We start from the raw sequence: 18,602 nt of genomic DNA, 5'->3' as shown, positions 1-18,602 counted from the left end.
TCATTTCCATCGGGTCTGGTTGCGCACGGTGAAGGTCGAGGTGACGACGCGCCGCAGGTGGCCGTCGCTGCTGGTGGCGCTGGCGCCGTTGAACATGTATTCCTGGCCGGCGCCGGTAACGATGTTGGGGCTGGGGCCGCGGATCAGCAGGCTGACGCGCACCGCCGACACGCGCGCGAATTCATGCGGCTCGGGGGCGTCGGTGTAGTTCAGGATTGCCTCGGCGCCGTTGCCGATGCCGTAGCTGACCTGCATGTTCTCGACATTGTCGGCGACCACCACACCGCCCGCGGCGGCGCCGGGATCGGCGCGGCACAGCAGCTTGCCGCCTTCGACCGCGAACCGGTATTCGACCATGCTGGCGTTGACCGGCGCCGCGCCGGTGGTGGCGTCGGGCAGGTTGTTGGAGACGACTGTCACGCCCTCGCAATTGCTTTCGTGTCCCAGCAAGGGATTGGGCGGGACCGCGCTGTCGGCGACCCAGGCCGGATCGTGGCGCACCACCAGCGTGTCGGACAGCGCCTCGGCGCCGCTGCCGCCGCCGTCGCTGCCTTCGAGCGCATCGCCGCCGAGCGGCTGGTCGACGTTCAGCTTGTAGCCGGCCTGGCGCAGCGCCTTGCCCACCACATCCATCGCGTTGCGCGCACTCTCCTGCATGCGGGCCTGGTCGGCCTGGTTCCGGTTCATCTCCTTGCTGCCGACGAACAGATAGCCGACCGCGCCCAGCATCACGAGGCCCAGCGCCATCGCCACCAGCACCTCGACCAGGCCAAGACCGCGCTGGCTGCGCGGGCGGGCCATCACAGGCGCGTCGCCACCACCAGCTGCTGGGCCGGCAGCCCGACCGTGGCGCCGTCGCCGCTGGCGCGCGTATCGTTCCACTGCACCGTCACGGTGACGTTGCGGGTGGCGGCGTCGAACTGCACCGCACCCTGCCCGGACGGCACCCCGGCCTGCACCGCGGCCAGCCATTCGGCCAGGTCGGCGCCCGGCACGCCGGCGCCCGGATCGGCCTCCGCCCCCAGTTCGAGCTGGTACGGCGACGGCGACAATTCGGCGACGCTGCGGTTGGCGCGCATGCGGTCGATGATGTCGTTGGCCAGCACGCTGGCCTGGCTGCGCGACTGCGCGCTGTGGTTGTTCTTCATGCTGGTGACGATCAGGCCGGCGATGCCGAGCAGCCCGATGCTGACCACCAGCATCGTGACCAGGACTTCAACCAGGGAGAATCCGTGCTGGCGTTTCATGGGAGTTCCTGTCAGCTGCTGCAGTTGGCGGAGGCGGCCAGGATATCGACGCCGACCCAGCCGGTGCCGGCGGTCAGTGCGATCCGGCGCCGTTTGGCGCTTGCCGATTCGGCACATGCGGTAAATACGCCGGTCTGGGCGCTGTTGTCGGCCAGCCTGGCCTGGCCGTTGCTAGCGTACGACACATAGTCGGCCACCGCACCGCCGGCGAGCAGCGCGCCGCTGCCCGGCAGCGCGTCTTGCACGCGCAGGACCTGGTCGTCGGCGTCGAGGGCGCCGGCGTCATCTGCATCGACGAAAATGATCCAGCCACGGCGCCAGTCGCCGACCGCCGCTTCGGCGGCGCAGGTGGCGCCGTCGACGCTGCGGCACATGGTGACGCGGGTGTTGCGCTTCACCGCTTCCGAACGCGAGTAGTTCAAGGCGGCCAGCATCTGGTCGGCAGCGGTCGACACCGCGGCATCATCGATGAAGCCGCGCAGCATCGGCAGGCCGACCGAGGTCACGACGGCGACGATGGCTATCGTCGCCAGCAATTCCGACAGGCTGAAGCCGTCGCTGCTGCCAGGCCGGATTTGGTGCTTGGCAAATTTTTCCATCGTCTTCCCATCGCCTTTGGACAAGGCGCGAAGTTTCATTATAGGAAGATGTTCGCCGCCGCGTCAAAAAATATTTTCCGAGAGAAACATCTATTCGCGCGGAGTCGCGTCCGACACAAAGCGCACCGTAACTACCATGCCGCATCCGCCGGGACCATCGGCCAGCACGATTTGTGCGCCATGGGCCTGGGCGATATCGCGGACGATTGCCAGGCCCAGGCCGCTGCCGGGAATGCGGTCATCCAGGCGCAGGAAGCGCTGGAAGACCAGGGCGCGCTGATGCTGCGGAATGCCGGGCCCGGAATCCTCGACTTCCAGCAGGCCGGCGCCGTCCTCGGCGCGCAGGCAGCGCACCGTGACCGTGCCGCCGGGCGGCGTGTAGCGCACCGCGTTGTCGACCAGGTTGTCGACCAGGTCGCGCAGCAGGAAGCTGTCGCCCGCCACCTGCACCGGCTGCAGGTCGAAGCCGATGTCGATATCCTTTTTGCCCGCTTCGTCGACGAAGTACTGGACTACCTCGGCCACCAGCTGCGACAGGTCGACCGTCTCAAGCCGCGCCTTTTCGAAGCGGCTCGGCTCCGCACGCGCCAGCGCCAGCAGCTGGTTGGTCTGGCGGATCATGCGCTCGTTCGATTGCAGCATCAGGCCGATCGAGCGCACGCTGTCGGCGTCGGCGGCGTGGCGCTGGCCGAGCCACTCGAGCTGCAGCTTCATGCCCGCCAGCGGCGTGCGCAGCTGGTGCGCGACATTGGCGAGGAAGTCGTGCTGTGCCCTCGCCCCGGCCTGCACCTTGCCGAGCAGGTCGTTGAAGGCGGAGACCACCGGCGACAGCTCGTACGGCACGCCTTCGTCGGCAATCGGTTCGAGGTCGGCGCCGTCGCGGGCATTCAGGTTGGCGCGCATGCGCGACAGCGGCAGCAGGCCGCTGGTGACGGAGAACCAGATCAGCCCGGCCAGCGCGAGCGTGAACAGGCCTTCGACCAGCACCAGGGCGCGGATGGTCGCCGAGCGGATCTGGCCGCGCTTGCGCAGCGTCTTGGCGACGGCGACCTGGATGACATCGGCGCCGGCGCGCACGCTGGCCGTCGCCACGCGCACCGGTTCGCCGCGCGCCACCGCATCGTGCACGCTGGCCGAGCCGATGGCCGGGAAATCGCCATCGCCCGCGAGCCGCGCGCCATCCGGCCCGCGCACCACGAAATAGGTCGCGTCGACGCGGTCGGCGCGCAGCACCTGCTCGGCCTGCGCCGGCAGGTCGAGCACCGCCCCTTGCGGTCCCTGGCGCACGCGCGCGGCCAGCGCCAGCGCAGCGTCGGACAGGCCCTGGTCGAACGCCAGCCGGGCCGGGGTCCAGGCCAGCAAATAGGTCAGCGCGGCCCCGGCCAGGTTGACCACCAGGATCGGGCCGATCAGCCATTTCAGCAGCCGCAGGCGGATGCTGTTCATGCAGCCGGTTCGAGCATGTAGCCGAAGCCGCGGATGGTGCGGATGGCGATGCCGGCGTCGGCCAGCTTGAGGCGCAGGCGCGACACATAGACTTCGACGGCGTTCAGGGTCAGGTCGTCGCCCCACGGCAGGATGGCGTCGATAATCTGCTGCTTCGAGACGACGCGCGAGGTGTGCTGGAGCAGGTATTCGAGCACCGCCCATTCGCGCACCGACAGGTCGAGCGGGCGTTCGCCGATGCGGGCGCGGCGCGCCGAGGTGTCGAGGGTCAGCTGGCCGAGCGCAAGCACGGCCGGCTTGGGGGTATTGCGGCGCGCCAGCGCGCGGATGCGCGCCACCAGTTCGGCGGTGGCGAAGGGCTTGACCAGGTAATCGTCAGCCCCGGTCTCGAGGCCGCGCACGCGGTCTTCGACGGCGTCGCGCGCCGTCAGCAGCAGCACCGGGGTGGCGCTGGCGCGCGCGCGCAGGCGGCGCACCACTTCGAAGCCGTCGATGCCGGGCAGGCCGATGTCGAGCACGGCGACGGCGAACTCGCCGCGCTGCAGCGCCTGGTCGGCCTGCAAGCCATCGCCGACCACCTCGACCTGCATGCCATGCCCCTGCAGGATGCGCGACAGGCCATCGGCCAGTACGGAGTCGTCTTCTACCAGGAGAACATGCATGCGGCCTACGTCAGTGTGTTGGGGTGCGGACATTATGCTGCAATTCATCATCGCGTCACAATCGATCTGCATTATTGCGTTATGACAACTAATGCAACCTGGACATATCGATGACTTTCCTGTTTCGCCCGGCCGTCGCGCTGATGCAGCACCTGCGCCTGTTACCCAAATTCATCCTTGTCTGCCATGTGGTGCTGGTGCCGCTGGTACTTGTCAGCGCCCTGCTGCTGGCCGAACTGCAAAAGTCGATCGCCGCCAGCGAGTCCGAGCGCGCGGGCGCGGCCTACATCGTGCAGGTCCATGAGATCGTCCGGCTGCTCCAGCTGCACCGGGGCGCCGAGCACCTGCGCCTGTCGACGCGCGCGCCGGCCGGCGACGCGGCGGTGCGCGCGTCCATTGCACAGCGCATCGCGGCCCTCGATACCCACCAGGCCGGCGCCGGCTCCGTGTCCGGACTGGCTGGCTGGACAGCGGTACGCGAGGGCTGGGCGGCGCTTGCTGCCGCACAGCCCGGCGCCAGCGCGAAGGACAGCATGGCGCGCCACACCGCCGTCCTCGCGGCGCTGCGCAAGCTGGCGGTCAGCGTCGCCGAACTTTCCGGGCTCAGCCTGGACCCGGTCGCCGCCAGCGACGTCCTGATCGGCGCATCGGTGCACACGCTGCCCGAGCTGGCCGAGAGCCTGTCCGCGATCGCGGCGCGCGGCTCGGCGTATATCGACACCGGCTTGTTCGAGGCCAACGAGGATCAGTTGATCAACGCCACCGCAATGGTCGCGCGCCATGGACTGGACCGCGCCGCCGGCGGCCTCGCCAACCTGGGCGGGGACCAGGCGTTCAAGGCGGGCCTTGCCTTCCTCGACCGCACCCGCGATGAAGTCAGCAACTCGTATAACCAGACTTCCGGCAGCCAGTACCTTGCCGCAGGCAACGCCGCCGCCGCCAAGCTGCACGCGCTGGGCGCGGCGGTGATGGGCGAACTGGACACCATGCTGGCGGCGCGCGCCGCGCGCGAGGCGCTGCACCGCAACCTGGTGCTGGCCGGCATCGGCGCGGCGCTGCTGCTGGCCGGCTGGCTGTTCGCCGGCTTCTATATCTCGTTCTCGCGCGACATTGGCCACTTGAACCATGCGGTCCAGCGCGCCGCCGAAGGCGACCTGACCGTCCGCATGCGCTCGCACGCCAGCGATGAGATCGGCGACCTGGTCAACGCCTTCGGGCGCATGGCGTCAGCGCTGGCAGGCCTGGTGACCGACATCCGCGCCGGCGCGGCAACGATCGGCGAGGCGACCGAGGCGCTGGCGCACGGCAATGCCGAATTGTCGGGCCATACCGAGGCGCAGGCTGGCGCCCTGTCCGAGACCGTCGGGTCGATGGGTTCGCTGAGCGCCAGCGTCAAGCGCAGCGCGGCGCATGCCGCATCCGGGCGCGAACTGGTCGGCGCCGCAGCCGGGGTCGCTGCGCGCGGGGTGCGCGCGGTCGGCGATGTCGTCGAGACGATGGCATCGATCCGCGCAAGTTCGCACAAGATATCGGACATTATCGGCGTGATCGACAGCATCGCCTTCCAAACCAATATCCTGGCCTTGAATGCCGCGGTGGAAGCCGCCCGTGCCGGCGAGCAGGGCCGCGGCTTCGCGGTGGTCGCGACCGAGGTGCGCAGCCTGGCCCAGCGTTCGGCCGAGGCGGCGCGCGAGATCAAGCAGCTGATCGGCAGCTCGGTGGCCACCGTCGATACCGGCAACGCGCTGGTGGCCGCGGCAGGATCGACGATCGGCGAGCTGGCCAGGGCGGTGGGCCAGGTCGAGCACCTGATCGGGGAAATGGACAAGGCCGGCCGGGTCCAGGCATCCGAGCTGGTCCAGCTGGAAGGCGCGATCGCGCGCATCGATGCGATGACCCGCCGCAACGGCGAACTGGTCGGGCATGCGCGCGACGGCTCGCAATTGCTGCACGGCGAAACCGATGAATTGACGCGGGCGGTGAGCATGTTCACGCTCGAGCGCACTCAGCCATGCCGAGCGTTGCTCAATTGAAACAAAATGCTTGTCAAATTGCCTATAAAAGTGGCAATTCTCGCTAATTCCTCCAGTAGGACTAGGACGACAAAACATTATGCATACTGCCTACATGGGTGCGACTGCTAATCTTATGTTCGCCAACAGACTATAGCCTTAATGTTCACACATCGCGACTCGCCAGGTAGTCATGGCGGGATCGTCCTGAGGTTATTAGAGATTAGTGAGGAAAAAAATGAACAACGTCCAACTTGGTAACGCCGCACAAACAGCATCGGTAAACCAGATTCCTGTCAGCGCGAAGGAATTGAAAGTTGCGTCCCGTCCAGTTGTCAGCCTCAGCGGTACCCAGCAGAATGAATTGCTCGCCGCCCTTCCACGGAATGACCTGGAAACGCTGTTTGAACACCTGGAACTGGTTCCCATGCCTTTCGGCAAGGAGCTGTTTGAATTCGGCAGCAAGCTTGATTACGTTTATTTCCCAACCACCGCGATCGTTTCGCTGCTGTATGTGATGGAAGACGGCGCGACCACTGAAATCGCGGTTGTCGGACACGAAGGCGTGGTCGGCGTGTCCCTGTTCATGGGCGAGCGCGCCATGTGCAGCGCCGTGATCCAGAGCGCGGGCTACGGCTACCGCCTCAAGACCCAGTTCCTGCGCGACGCCTTCAACCAGGGCGGCGCCCTGCCCCAGCTCTTGATGCGCTACACCAATGCGCTGTTCGCCCAGATGGCCCAGAACGCCGTCGGCGGCCGCCACAGCTCGATCGAACAGAAACTGTGCCGCTGGCTGCTCGACCGCCTCGACCGTTCCCCATCGAACGAACTGAAGGTGACCCAGGAACTGATCTCGATCATGCTGGGTGTGCGCCGCGAAAGCATCACCGCGGCGGCCGGCAAGTTGCAGGACGACGGACTGATCCAGTACCGCCGCGGCAACATCACCGTAATTGACCGTCAAGGCCTTGAGGAGTATGCCGGAGAGTGCTACAAGGTTGCGAAGACGGAATACGACCGGCTGCTGATGGACGTGGCCGCACGCTAAGTTCCGCCACCGGCAGGCGGGGCGCCGCGCCGCCCTCCTCGTCCGGTTCGGCCAGCGGGATGAACGCTTCGACACAGGTGCCGACATCGTTCACCCCGCGTTTCACCTGCAAGCTTCCGTTCAACAGCAGAGCGCGTTCGCGCATGCCCAGCAAGCCGTGCGATTTCGGCTTGCTGACGGCATCGACATCGATACCCACACCATCATCGGACACCTCCAGCGCCAGGCCCCCGGCCTCGCGCGCGAGGTGCACAATGACCGTGCGCGCACCCGCATATTTGGCGATATTGTTCAGCGCTTCCTGCACGATGCGGAACACCGCGATCGCGTGCATCGGGCCCGCCACATCGACGTCGCCTTCGATCAGCGCCTCGCATTCGAGCCCCGTCACGACGGCGAATTCTTCGCAATAGCTTTGCAGTGCCGCCGCCAGTCCGAGGTTGTCGAGCAGGCTCGGGCGCAGGTCTTCGACGATGCGCCGCTTCAGTTCGACCGTCGTGACCAGGGTCATGCGTGCGCGGTCCAGCCGTTGCGCGATGTGCGCGTGTTCGCTGCGCAATTCATCGGCGGCGCAGTTGATGTCGATGCTGATCGCCGTCAGGTTCGCGCCCAGCTCGTCGTGCAGTTCGCGCGCCAGCCGTGATTTCTCTTCTTCCGACAGCTTGATCAGGTGGCGCGACAGCACCGACAACTGCTCGGTACGCATTGCCACCATCGTTTCCAGGTTGTCGTTCGCATGCTGTAAGGCACGCTGGGTCCTCAGCCGCGCAAAATAGCTGCTGCGGATCAGTCCATAAAACAACACGATCACCAGGATCGCCGCCGCGTTAATCCCGATGCCAAGCAACACCGCCTCCTGGTATTCCGCATTGAACTCCGCGCGCCGCGCCGCCGTCAGTTCGTGCTGTTCCTTCGACATGATGAGCAGCAGCAGGCGGATCTCATCCATGTCAGCCTTGCTGTCGGCGGTCGCCGCGATCTTCGCGATATCTTCCAGTCCACCCAGGCGGTACACGGCCAGGGTCTGGGCGAGCACATCGAGCTTGCGCCGCACCAGCGTGCGCAACTGCGCCAGGTTGCGCAGCTGCGACGGGCTGCCGGCCAGCAGGGTTTCAAGTTCATGGAACTGGGGTTCGATCTCGGCCGAGGCGGTGCGCATCGGCCCCAGGTAGACATCCGAGCCGGACAGGTAATAGCCGCGCATGCTGCTCTCGGCGTCCATCACCAGCACGTTCAGTTTCTGCAGCTTGTCGCTGACCTGCGCGGTCTTGCCCTGCACGGCATTGGCGCCGTTGAGAGAAGAGAGATTATGGAAAAGACTGACGCCGTTGACGACCAGGATCAGCACGCACATCAGGCCAAGCACTGTCGCATAGAACGGCAGCGCCGGTGCGCCATCGGGTTCTGTGGTGAAGTACATCGTCGGACTCCTTATGCATGCCACATTGCAAGCTCATCGGTCATTATAGACCGGGAACATGGTGCGATGCAGCCTAAACTCGGCAGTAGCGGGAGGCGTCTTACAGGGTGGAAAGTTGTATTGCGTTGCGGAATTTTTGCCGCGCGCCCCAAAAAGCGAACGGCCCAGAACGGCCCGTTGCGGTACGCTGCCTAGTCGAGCAGGTTGTTTTTCATGGCGTAGTAGGTCAGGTCGCTGTTCGACTGCAAACCCATTTTTTCCATGATGCGGGTACGGTAGGTCGACACCGTCTTGATGCTGAGCGACAGCGCCACGCCGATGTCGGAGACGGTCGCGCCCTTGGCCAGGCGCAGGAACACCTGGAATTCGCGGTCCGACAGTTCCGTATGCAGGGCGGTATTCGGATCGCGGTCGAAGCTTTGCGCCAGCAGCTCGCCGACGGTCGACGACACGTAGCGGCGGCCCTGGAACACGGTACGTACCGCGGTCTTGAGCTCGTCGGCTTCGCATTCCTTGTTCAGGTAGCCGTTGGCGCCCATCTTGAACAGGTTCAGCGCGTACTGCTGGGCCGGATAGCCGGACAGGATCAGTACCGGCAGGTTCGGCTGGCCCTGGCGGATGGTGCGCAGGATGTCGATGCCGCTCTGGTCGGGCATGGCGATGTCCAGCAGCAGCACGTCGCAAATCTCGCGGCGCGCGATATCGAGGGCTTCGCGGCCGGTGGCACCTTCGGCGACGACATCAAAGTCCGGCGACGAAGAAAAAATCTGTTTAAAACCTGCTCTTACAATTTGGTGATCGTCACAAATGGCAACGCGTATCATTGTCTTCCCTTAAATTTTCCTGGCATAGGAAAGTGCTGCGCATGTGTCCCGTCGGCAAACACAAGATTAACATTCTAGCACTCACCAGGCGCGCCCGGCATAGCAAACAATGCAGGAGTGCGCCGGCATGTGCGCGGTTCGATGCAAAATTGACAAGAAAGAGTGGCGGCGCACCCCTTTCGGCAGCAAGCTCAGGTTTCGTGCTTCAGCAAGGCCAGGATGGCGAGGAGTTCCTGGCGTATCAATGCTCCATCGAGAGGAGCGTGCAGGCCCTTGGTGGTGTCGCGCCCGCCCTCGAAGGCCGCCCACTCTTCATGGACTGGCGCGGCGTCGCTGGCGCGGCTATCGAGTTTATTGCGCGCCCCGCTGATCGTAAACCCCTGTTCGTACAGCAGTTCACGGATACGGCGGATCAGCAGCACTTCGTGGTGCTGGTAATAGCGGCGGTTACCCCGCCGCTTGACCGGCTTTAGCTGGGTGAATTCCTGCTCCCAATAGCGAAGTACGTGCGGTTTGACGCCGCACAAGTCACTGACTTCGCCGATTGTAAAGTAGCGCTTGGCCGGGATAGGTGGCAGCGCGACCAGGTCGGACTTGGCGAGACGGTCGTTCATCGGCTAAATCAGGCGGCGCGCTGCAGTGCGGAAGCCGCCGGGCTGGTTTCTTCAACCATACCCTTCAGTTTCTGGCTGGCGTGGAAAGTCACGACGCGGCGCGCCGTGATGGGGATTTCTTCGCCGGTCTTCGGGTTGCGGCCCGGGCGTTGCGGCTTGTCGCGCAACTGGAAGTTGCCGAAGCCCGAAAGCTTGACCGCTTCGCCGCGCTCAAGCGCATTGCGGATTTCGTCGAAGAAAGTCTCGACCATGTCCTTGGCTTCGCGCTTGTTCAGGCCGACCTGCTCGAACAGCAGCTCGGCCAGCTCGGCCTTGGTCAGGGTCGGCATATCCTTCTCGGCCGCCTGGCGTACCTTGGCGTCCAGCATCGCACGATGCAAGTCAGCCGCCAGTGCCGATTGGAGGACGGCCGAATCTACGTCATTGTTATTAATTTTCCAGCCCTGCCTTTAAAGCTACGTTTCGGATGGGTTTATCCACGCGATTTTGCGTGATGTTTTTGTCTCGCCGCACTGGCCACAGCCGTCATCAGAAGCTCGACCTGGTCGTCCTGCAAGGTGGTTTGAGTATCTTGCAAGCTAAAGCGGAAAGCAAGGCTTTTTTCATCCGCTTCGAGGCCCGCGCCCCGATATTCATCAAACAAAACAATGGCTTGCACAATGCGTCCGGCCGGATTAGCAGCGATCTCCGCATTAAAAGCATCCAACAGATCCTGTGCCGCAACGGTTTGCTTGACGACCAGCGCCAGGTCGCGCGTGGCGCCCGGGAACTTCGAAACTTCTTCGTACTTTGGCAATGGCCGTTGTTGTAGCGCAACTGCATCGACTTCGAACAGCACTGGCGCCTGCGGCAACTCGTATTTCTGCAGCCAGCGCGGGTGCAGCTCGCCGATGAACCCGATGTCGCGGCCCTCCAGCACGATGGTCGCCGAGCGGCCCGGGTGCAGCGCCGGGTGGTCCGCCTTGACGAAACGCAGCGCGTACGGGGCGAACATCGCCTCGACATCGGCCTTGACGTCGAAGTAATCGACCGCGCGGGTCGTCACGTCCCACTGCTCGTCCACGGCCGGGCCGTAGGCGATCGCGGCCAGGCGCTTCGGCTGCTCGAAGCCGGCCACCGACAGCGGGCCGTCCTGCGCCTGCGGATTGCGCTTGAAGATGGCGCCGATCTCGAACAGGCGCGCCCTGCCCGCCTTGCGGTTCAGGTTGTAGCGCACGTTGGCGACCAGGCTGCCGATCAGCGACGAGCGCATCACGCTCATCTGGCTGGCGATCGGGTTCTGCAGCTTGATCGGGTCGAGGTTGCCGGAGAAGTCGGCTTCCCACGCAGTTTCCACGAAGCTCATGTTGACCACTTCCTGGTAGCCGAGGTCGGCCATCTGGTGACGCAGCGCGAACAGCGAGCGGGTGTCTTCCGGCGCGGCCAGCATGGCGCTTGCGGCGACCGGCGGATTGGCCGGGATATTCTCGAAGCCGTAGACGCGCGCGACTTCCTCGATCAGGTCTTCCTCGATCTCGATGTCGAAGCGGTAGGACGGCGCGGTCACCGCGAACTCGCCCGGCTGCTGGGTGAACGGCAGGCCCAGGCGGGTGAAGATATCGGCCACCATCACGTCGGTGACCGGCACGCCGATCACTTTCTGGGCGCGCGCGGTGCGCATCGTTACCGGCTGGCGCTGCGGCACATTGACGACCTGGTCGTCGACCGGGCCGACGGTGGCGCCTGGCGTGCCGCAGATTTCCAGGATCAGCGAAGTGATGCGTTCGATGTGTTCGACGGTGGTGGCGAAATCGACGCCGCGCTCGAAGCGGTGCGCCGCATCGGTCGAGAAGTTGAAGCGGCGGGCGCGGCCCTGGATGGCGTTCGGCCACCAGAATGCCGCTTCCAGGTAGATATTGGTCGTGTCTAGCGAGACCGCGGTCGAGTCGCCGCCCATGATGCCGGCCAGCGATTCGAGCTGCTGGTCGTCGGCGATCACGCCAACCCAGTCATCCACGTCGACGGTGTTACCGTTCAGGAGCTTGAGCGACTCGCCCTTGCGGCCCCAGCGCACGTCGATCTTGCCGTGGATTTTGTCGAGGTCGAACACGTGCGACGGACGGCCCAGCTCCAGCATCACGTAGTTGGAGATGTCCACCAGCGCGGAGACCGAACGCTGGCCGCTGCGTTCGATGCGGCGCTTCATCCATTCAGGCGTGGCGGCGCGCGCGTTCAGGCCGCGGATCACGCGCCCGGTGAAGCGGCCGCACAGGTCTGGCGCGCTGATCGTCACCGGCAGCACTTCGTCGCTGGACACCGCCACCGCGCGCGCGGTCGGCACGTGCAGCGGCGTACCGGTCAGCGCCGACACTTCACGCGCCACACCCAGCACCGACAGGCAGTCCGCCTTGTTCGGGGTCAGCTTGATGGTGAACTTGAGGTCGTTCAGCGCGAGGTAGTCGCGGATATTCTGTCCGACCGGCGCGTCGGCCGGGAGTTCCATCAGGCCGCTGGTTTCTTCCGACAGCTTCAGTTCCTTCGCCGAGCACATCATGCCCTGCGATTCGACGCCGCGCAGCTGGCCGACCTTGATTTCGAACGGCTTGCCGTCCGCGCCTGGCGGCAGCACGGCGCCGGCCATCGCGCAGATCGCCTTCATGCCGGCGCGCACGTTCGGCGCGCCGCAGACGATGTTCAGGTGGGTGCCGGTGCCGACATCGACCGTGCACACATTCAGGCGGTCGGCGTTCGGGTGCCTGGACACGTCCAGTACTTCGGCCACGACCACGTTCGAAAATGGCGGCGCGACCGCCTCCACTTCCTCGACTTCGAGACCGGACATCGTCAGCAAATGCGACAGTTCATCCGAAGTCATCTTCGGATCGACCATGGTACGGAGCCAGTTTTCGGAAAATTGCATAATCTAAGCCTTCAGCCGCGAAAAATTATTATTAGTTGAACTGTTTCAGGAAACGCAGGTCGCCTTCGTAGAACAGGCGCAGGTCGTTGATCCCGTAACGCAGCATCGTCAAGCGCTCGATGCCGGAGCCGAACGCGAAGCCGATGAACTTTTCCGGATCGAGGCCGAAGTTCTTCACCACGGTCGGGTGGACCTGGCCGGCGCCCGACACTTCCAGCCAGCGGCCTTTCAGCGGACCGCTGCCGAAGGCGATGTCGATCTCGGCCGACGGTTCGGTGAACGGGAAGTAAGACGGGCGGAAGCGCACCTGCAGGTCGTCGGTCTCGAAGAAGGCCTTGACGAAGTTCAGGTACACGCCCTTCAGGTCGGCGAAGCTGATGTCCTCGGCGATCCACAGGCCCTCAACCTGGTGGAACATCGGCGAGTGGGTGGCGTCGCTGTCGACGCGGTAGGTGCGGCCCGGCGCGATCACCTTGATCGGCGGCGTATGCGTGCGCGCGTAGCGCACCTGCATCGGGCTGGTGTGGGTGCGCAGCAGCAGCGGCTTGCCGGTGCTGTCATTGCCTTCCACGTAGAAGGTGTCCTGCATCGAACGGGCCGGATGGTTTTCCGGGCTGTTCAGTGCGGTGAAATTGGTCCAGTCGTTCTCGATTTCGGGGCCGTCGGCCACGTCGAAACCGATCGAGCGGAAGATCTCCTCGATGCGCTCCCAGCTGCGCATCACCGGGTGGATGCCGCCCTTCGAGCGGCCGCGGCCCGGCAAGGTGATGTCGATCGCTTCGGCATTCAGGCGCGCTTCCAGCTGGGCGTTGGCGAGGGCGTCACGGCGCCCGGTCAGCGCGTTCTCGATCTGCACCTTGGCCGCGTTGATCAACGCGCCCTGGGCTTTCTTCTGTTCCGGTTCGAGCTTGCCGAGGCCCTTCATCAGCTCGGTGACCTGGCCGGTCTTGCCGAGGTATTTGGCTTTGGCGTTTTCAAGGGCGGCAGCGTCTTGGGCGGCGATAAAGTCAGCCTGCGCCGTGACGACGAGTTCTTCCAGGGAGTTCATGCGTTTTTGTTTTCCTGAGTCGTTCCACAATCAAAAACGGGGCACAGGTTTGCACCTCTGCCCCGCTCTTTTCGCGCCGCTTTTGACGGCGGCGCTAACCTGCATGCATCAACCGTCGCTTACGCAGCGATCTTTGCTTTAACAGCGGCGACAATCGCAGCGAACGCTGGCTTGTCCATCACTGCCATATCGGCCAGGACTTTACGGTCCAGTTCGATAGCTGCCTTCTTCAGGCCGTTCATGAATACGCTGTACGTTACGCCATGCTCACGGGAAGCGGCGTTGATACGGGCGATCCACAGGCGGCGGAAGACGCGCTTCTTGTTGCGGCGATCGCGGTATGCGTATTGGCCAGCGCGCATGACTGCTTGCTTGGCAACACGGTATACCTTGCTGCGGCGACCACGGTAGCCTTTAGCTTGTACAAGAATTTTCTTATGACGGGCACGAGCTGTAACCCCACGTTTTACTCTAGGCATAGTAACTCCTTAGTTGTGAGATTAAGCCGACGGCATCATACGCATAACGGACTTGACATCCGCTGCGTCGACGTTCGTGATTCCGCGCAACTGGCGCTTGCTCTTGGTGGTTTTCTTGGTCAGGATGTGACGTTTGAAAGCGTGACCCGATTTAACGGTACCACCTGGACGCACGCGAAAACGCTTCTTCGCGGAGCTTTTGGTCTTCATTTTTGGCATTGTAGTTCTGTCCTGAGGACAGCTCCATTGTCAGGATTGCAGGTGGCAGCACTGCGCTGCGCTTAGATGCCTGCTTTCACAGTAGTTTCCGTACCCGAGAGTGCGGAACCGCAGATTTTAACACGAATCCACCCAGAAATAACAAGGGGCGGATGGGAAAATCCCATCCGCCCCTGGCATCAGTGCAAAACCGCTTACACTTTTTTCTTTTTCGGCGACAGGATCATGATCATCTGGCGGCCTTCCATCTTCGGGAACTGCTCGACCTGGCCATACGGCTCGAGGTCGGCTTTCAGGCGCTCCAGCATGCGGAAGCCGATATCCTGGTGAGCCATCTCACGGCCGCGGAAACGCAGCGTGATCTTGGTTTTGTCGCCCTCGTCGAGGAACTTGACCAGGTTACGCAGCTTGATATTGTAGTCACCATCATCGGTGCCCGGACGGAATTTGACTTCCTTCAGGACGATGATCTTCTGCTTCAATTTAGCTTCGTGGGCCTTCTTCTGCTCCGAATACTTGAACTTGCCGTAGTCCATCAGACGGCACACCGGCGGTTGCGCGGTTGGCGCAATTTCCACCAGGTCTACGTTCGCTTCTTCGGCCAGGCGAAAAGCCTCAGCCAGGCTCACAATGCCAAGCGGCTCGTTTTCAACCCCGGAGAGACGCATTTCGGGGGCTGTGATTTCGCCATTGATGCGATGCGACGACTTGTCAGTAGCTATGTTGTTTCCTTTTAATATCGAATTGGAGTGCCGTGCGGAATATTCACCTCAAGCCCTGGCTTCTACATCTTGCTTGAGGCGCTCGACCAGCGCATCGATGGACATGACGCCCAAATCGACATTGCCGCGTGCTCGCACAGCTACAGTGTTGGCATCCCGCTCTTTATCGCCGATCACGAGGATATACGGCAGTTTTTGGACGGAATGCTCGCGTATTTTATAGGTTATCTTCTCGTTGCGCAAATCAGCGTGAACGCGGAATCCCGATTTGCGCAAACGCGCCGCCAGTTCGCTTGCGTACTCTGCTTGCGCGTCGGAAATGTTCAGTACCGCGACCTGCACCGGGGCCAGCCACATCGGCAGCGCGCCGGCGTAGTTCTCGATCAGGATGCCAATGAAACGCTCCATCGAACCGACGATCGCGCGGTGCAACATGACCGGCACCTTGCGGCTATTGTCTTCGGCGACATACTCGGCGCCGAGGCGGCCCGGCATCGAGAAATCGACCTGCATCGTGCCGACCTGCCAAGGACGGCTCAGGCTATCCTTCAGGTGGTATTCGATCTTCGGTCCGTAGAATGCGCCCTCGCCCGGCAGCTCGGTCCACTCGACGCCGCAGGCGCGCAGCGCCGAACGCAGCGCCTCTTCGGCGGCATCCCACACCTCGTCCGAGCCGATCCGGTTCTCAGGACGCAGCGCCAGCTTGACGTCGATGCTGCTGAAGCCGAAGTCGCCGTACACTTCCATCGCCTGGGCATGGAAAGCCGTTACCTCGGCTTCGATCTGCTCTTCGGTGCAGAAAATGTGGCCGTCGTCCTGGGTGAAGCCGCGCACCCGCATGATGCCATGCAGCGCGCCCGACGATTCGTTGCGGTGGCACTGGCCGAACTCGCCGTAGCGCAGCGGCAGGTCGCGGTAGCTCTTCATGCCGGCGTTGTAGATCTGCACGTGGCCCGGGCAGTTCATCGGCTTGAGCGCGTACGAACGGTTCTCCGACTCGGTCGTGAACATGTTCTCGCGGTAGTTGTCCCAGTGGCCGGTCTTCTGCCACAAGGTGACGTCGAGAATCTGCGGCGCCTTGACTTCGTTGTAGCCATTGACCTGGTACTTGTTGCGCATGTACTGCTCAACCTGCTGCCAGATGGTCCAGCCCTTCGGATGCCAGAAGATCAGGCCCGGCGCTTCGTCCTGGAAGTGGAAGAAGTCGAGCTGCTTGCCCAGCTTGCGGTGGTCGCGCTTTTCCGCTTCTTCGAGGTTGTGCAGGTACAGCTCCTGGTCTTCCTTCTTGGCCCAGGCGGTGCCGTAGACCCGCTGCAGCATCTCGTTCTTCGAATCGCCGCGCCAGTAGGCGCCGGCCAGCTTCATCAGCTTGAACACTTTGATCTTGCCGGTCGATGGCACGTGCGGGCCGCGGCACAGGTCGGTGAAGCCGCCTTCGGCGTACAGCGACACGTCTTCATTGGCCGGGATCGAGGCGATGATCTCAGCCTTGTAGTGTTCGCCAATCGACTTGAAGTAAGCAACCGCCTCGTCGCGCGGCATGACGCTGCGCGTGACTTTCTCGTCGCGCCTGGCGATTTCGAGCATCTTCTTCTCCATCGCCGCCAGGTCTTCCGGCGTGAACGGCCGCTTGTACGAGAAGTCGTAGTAGAAACCGTTTTCAATCACCGGGCCGATGGTCACCTGCGCGTCCGGGAACAATTCCTTGACGGCGTAGGCCAGCAGGTGGGCGGCCGAGTGGCGGATCACGTCCAGGCCTTCCGCATCCTTGTCGGTGATGATGGCGAGGTCGGCATCCTGCTCGATCAGGAACGAGGTATCGACCACCTTGCCGTCGACCTTGCCGGCGAGCGCGGCCTTGGCCAGGCCGGCGCCGATGCTGGCGGCGACGTCTGCTACGGTGACTGGGCCGTCAAACTGGCGCTGGGAACCATCTGGGAGTCGGACTGCGACCATGCTGCTCTCCTGAACTTTGAACGAAATATGATAAACAAAAATGCGGACGAAAAAAAAAACGCGGACTAGCCGCGTTTTTCTTTTTTCCAAGCCAAAGAAATCCCCACGCTGACTAGCGTCGCTCCCACAACCTGGTTGTAGTTCGCGGTGTCATAACCGTGGTGCCTTTCTCGCTCTTACTCTATGTATTCTGGTGGGCGGTGAGGAATTCGAATCCCCGACCCCTTGGATGTCGACCAAGTATTCTAACCAGCTGAACTAACCGCCCGATGCCCAGCATTATAGAGAGCCGTTTCGTGAAAAACAAGGGCTATTTTTCAGGCACATTGATTTCTTTGAAAATTTTAGATTCAGACAATTCTCCCCCACTGCCCTCGCGCACGCAACCCGGCTACACTGTCGCCTGCTCTCTCTTCTATAAATAACAAATGCAATCGACCCAGCCAGACCAGTCCTCCGCCCACCTGCACGCGCACGGCGCGGGAGACGCCAAGCACGCCCACTCCATCGCCGGCCGCAGCCAGGCCATCCTTGGCTGGGCGCTCGGCCTGACACTGGTGTTCGCCGTGGTCGAAGTGGCCGCCGGCTTTCTGGCCAACTCACTGGCGCTGATTTCCGACGCCGGGCACATGGTGACCGACGCCGCCGCGCTCGGGCTCGCGTTGATGGCGCAGCTGATCGCACGGCGCCCGCCGTCGGCGCGCCACTCGTTCGGCTTCGTGCGCGCCGAAGCGCTGGCGGCCTTCGTCAATGCGCTGGCGATGCTGGCCGTGGTCGGCTGGATCGTGGTCGAAGCGCTGGGACGCTTCACCACGCCGGAACCGGTCAAGGGCGGCATAGTCATCATGGTCGCCGCAGTTGGCCTGGCGATCAACCTGATGGTGGCATGGGTGCTGTCGCGCGACCAGCAAAGCCTCAACACGCGCGCCGCGCTGGTGCATGTGATGGGCGACGTGCTCGGCTCGGTGGCGGCGATCATCGCCGGTGTCGTCATCGCGCTGACGGGGTGGATGCAGATCGACCCGCTGCTGTCGATGCTGGTGGCCATCCTGATCCTCAAGTCGACCTTCGGCGTGCTGCGTGATTCTTACCACTTCCTGATGGAAGCGGTGCCGCGCCACATCGACTACGTCCAGGTCGGCGCCGACCTGGCCACGGTGCCCGGCGTGCTGTCGGTGCACGACCTGCACGTCTGGGACATGTCGCCGGGCGAGCCGGCGCTGATCGGCCATTTGGAGATCCGCGACCTTGCCGAATGGCCGCACGTGCTGGAAGCGGTCAAGGCGATGCTGCTGGAGCGCCATGGCATCGACCACGTCACCCTGCAGCCCGAAACGCGCTGATCCGGTGTAAGCCCGGTCTTACCGGATGGCGGCCACGGCACCGATTGCCAGCCTGTCGTGCGCT

The 18,602-nt window shown here is 63.5% G+C and carries 18 protein-coding genes and 1 tRNA gene; 3 read left to right on the top strand and 16 right to left on the bottom strand.

Features of this window, described 5'->3' with window-relative positions; all coding sequences use genetic code 11:
• The 5 genes from HHL21_RS02840 to HHL21_RS02820 all read right to left on the bottom strand — a co-directional run bounded on the left by HHL21_RS02840 (position 1) and on the right by HHL21_RS02820 (position 3,954).
• Positions 1 to 801 (bottom strand): PilW family protein, encoded by an 801-nt coding sequence (locus HHL21_RS02840; protein ID WP_206085525.1) that lies wholly within the window; start codon positions 799 to 801, stop codon positions 1 to 3.
• Positions 801 to 1,247 (bottom strand): type IV pilus modification protein PilV, encoded by a 447-nt coding sequence (gene pilV, locus HHL21_RS02835; RefSeq protein WP_169463706.1) that lies wholly within the window; start codon positions 1,245 to 1,247, stop codon positions 801 to 803. Before pilV ends, HHL21_RS02840 begins: the two co-directional genes overlap by 1 nt.
• 11 nt (positions 1,248 to 1,258) lie before the next feature.
• Positions 1,259 to 1,846, bottom strand: coding sequence for a GspH/FimT family pseudopilin (locus tag HHL21_RS02830; RefSeq protein WP_169463705.1), 588 nt, complete (start codon positions 1,844 to 1,846; stop codon positions 1,259 to 1,261).
• A 90-nt stretch (positions 1,847 to 1,936) separates the two neighbouring features.
• Complete coding sequence (locus HHL21_RS02825) at positions 1,937 to 3,292, bottom strand: sensor histidine kinase (RefSeq protein WP_169463704.1); 1,356 nt, start codon at positions 3,290 to 3,292, stop codon at positions 1,937 to 1,939.
• Positions 3,289 to 3,954: a response regulator transcription factor gene (locus HHL21_RS02820; RefSeq protein ID WP_169463703.1), complete on the bottom strand. Its 666-nt coding sequence runs from the start codon at positions 3,952 to 3,954 to the stop codon at positions 3,289 to 3,291. Before HHL21_RS02820 ends, HHL21_RS02825 begins: the two co-directional genes overlap by 4 nt.
• Before the next feature lie 110 nt (positions 3,955 to 4,064).
• On the opposite strand from HHL21_RS02820, the gene HHL21_RS02815 reads away from it, so the two are divergent.
• Entirely contained in the window at positions 4,065 to 5,987 is a 1,923-nt protein-coding gene (locus tag HHL21_RS02815) for a methyl-accepting chemotaxis protein (protein ID WP_169463702.1), read from the top strand.
• A gap of 217 nt (positions 5,988 to 6,204) precedes the next feature.
• Complete coding sequence (locus HHL21_RS02810; protein WP_169463701.1) at positions 6,205 to 7,014, top strand: Crp/Fnr family transcriptional regulator; 810 nt, start codon at positions 6,205 to 6,207, stop codon at positions 7,012 to 7,014.
• On the opposite strand, the gene HHL21_RS02805 is transcribed toward HHL21_RS02810, so the two are convergent.
• The 11 genes from HHL21_RS02805 to HHL21_RS02755 all read right to left on the bottom strand — a co-directional run bounded on the left by HHL21_RS02805 (position 6,911) and on the right by HHL21_RS02755 (position 17,463).
• Positions 6,911 to 8,434, bottom strand: a complete 1,524-nt coding sequence (locus HHL21_RS02805) for a CHASE3 domain-containing protein (protein WP_169463700.1) — start codon at positions 8,432 to 8,434, stop codon at positions 6,911 to 6,913. The genes HHL21_RS02810 and HHL21_RS02805 overlap by 104 nt on opposite strands.
• A 191-nt stretch (positions 8,435 to 8,625) precedes the next feature.
• Positions 8,626 to 9,258 (bottom strand): response regulator transcription factor, encoded by a 633-nt coding sequence (locus HHL21_RS02800; protein WP_054262954.1) that lies wholly within the window; start codon positions 9,256 to 9,258, stop codon positions 8,626 to 8,628.
• Between the two features lie 191 nt (positions 9,259 to 9,449).
• Complete coding sequence (locus tag HHL21_RS02795; protein WP_169463699.1) at positions 9,450 to 9,872, bottom strand: MerR family transcriptional regulator; 423 nt, start codon at positions 9,870 to 9,872, stop codon at positions 9,450 to 9,452.
• An 8-nt stretch (positions 9,873 to 9,880) separates the two neighbouring features.
• Entirely contained in the window at positions 9,881 to 10,240 is a 360-nt protein-coding gene (locus HHL21_RS02790) for an integration host factor subunit alpha (RefSeq protein WP_169463923.1), read from the bottom strand.
• A 104-nt stretch (positions 10,241 to 10,344) separates the two neighbouring features.
• Positions 10,345 to 12,771: a phenylalanine--tRNA ligase subunit beta gene (gene pheT / locus HHL21_RS02785; RefSeq protein ID WP_169463698.1), complete on the bottom strand. Its 2,427-nt coding sequence runs from the start codon at positions 12,769 to 12,771 to the stop codon at positions 10,345 to 10,347.
• Positions 12,772 to 12,802: 31 nt separating this feature from the next.
• Positions 12,803 to 13,819 (bottom strand): phenylalanine--tRNA ligase subunit alpha, encoded by a 1,017-nt coding sequence (gene pheS / locus HHL21_RS02780; RefSeq protein WP_169463697.1) that lies wholly within the window; start codon positions 13,817 to 13,819, stop codon positions 12,803 to 12,805.
• A gap of 119 nt (positions 13,820 to 13,938) precedes the next feature.
• Positions 13,939 to 14,298: a 50S ribosomal protein L20 gene (rplT, locus tag HHL21_RS02775; RefSeq protein WP_106759958.1), complete on the bottom strand. Its 360-nt coding sequence runs from the start codon at positions 14,296 to 14,298 to the stop codon at positions 13,939 to 13,941.
• A 21-nt stretch (positions 14,299 to 14,319) separates the two neighbouring features.
• Positions 14,320 to 14,517, bottom strand: a complete 198-nt coding sequence (gene rpmI, locus HHL21_RS02770; protein WP_054262960.1) for a 50S ribosomal protein L35 — start codon at positions 14,515 to 14,517, stop codon at positions 14,320 to 14,322.
• Positions 14,518 to 14,711: 194 nt separating this feature from the next.
• Positions 14,712 to 15,257 carry a translation initiation factor IF-3 gene (gene infC, locus HHL21_RS02765; protein ID WP_370659660.1) on the bottom strand — a complete coding sequence of 182 codons (546 nt, stop codon included), beginning with the start codon at positions 15,255 to 15,257 and terminating at the stop codon, positions 14,712 to 14,714.
• A 30-nt stretch (positions 15,258 to 15,287) separates the two neighbouring features.
• A complete protein-coding gene (gene thrS / locus HHL21_RS02760; RefSeq protein WP_169463696.1) occupies positions 15,288 to 17,195 on the bottom strand; it encodes a threonine--tRNA ligase in 1,908 nt (635 codons plus the stop codon).
• 191 nt (positions 17,196 to 17,386) lie between these two features.
• Positions 17,387 to 17,463: transfer RNA gene (locus HHL21_RS02755), tRNA-Val, on the bottom strand.
• 160 nt (positions 17,464 to 17,623) lie between these two features.
• On the opposite strand from HHL21_RS02755, the gene HHL21_RS02750 reads away from it, so the two are divergent.
• The gene (locus tag HHL21_RS02750; protein ID WP_169463695.1) at positions 17,624 to 18,538 is read left to right on the top strand and encodes a cation diffusion facilitator family transporter; all 915 of its coding nucleotides are present in this window, start codon (positions 17,624 to 17,626) and stop codon (positions 18,536 to 18,538) included.
• Positions 18,539 to 18,602: the final 64 nt, after the last annotated feature.

Origin of the sequence: Massilia polaris (genome assembly GCF_012927275.1) — a bacterium.
Taxonomy (GTDB): domain Bacteria; phylum Pseudomonadota; class Gammaproteobacteria; order Burkholderiales; family Burkholderiaceae_D; genus Telluria_A; species Telluria_A polaris.
The sequence above is the reverse complement of the archived record's forward strand: the minus strand, read 5'-3'. Positions and strand labels throughout refer to the sequence as shown.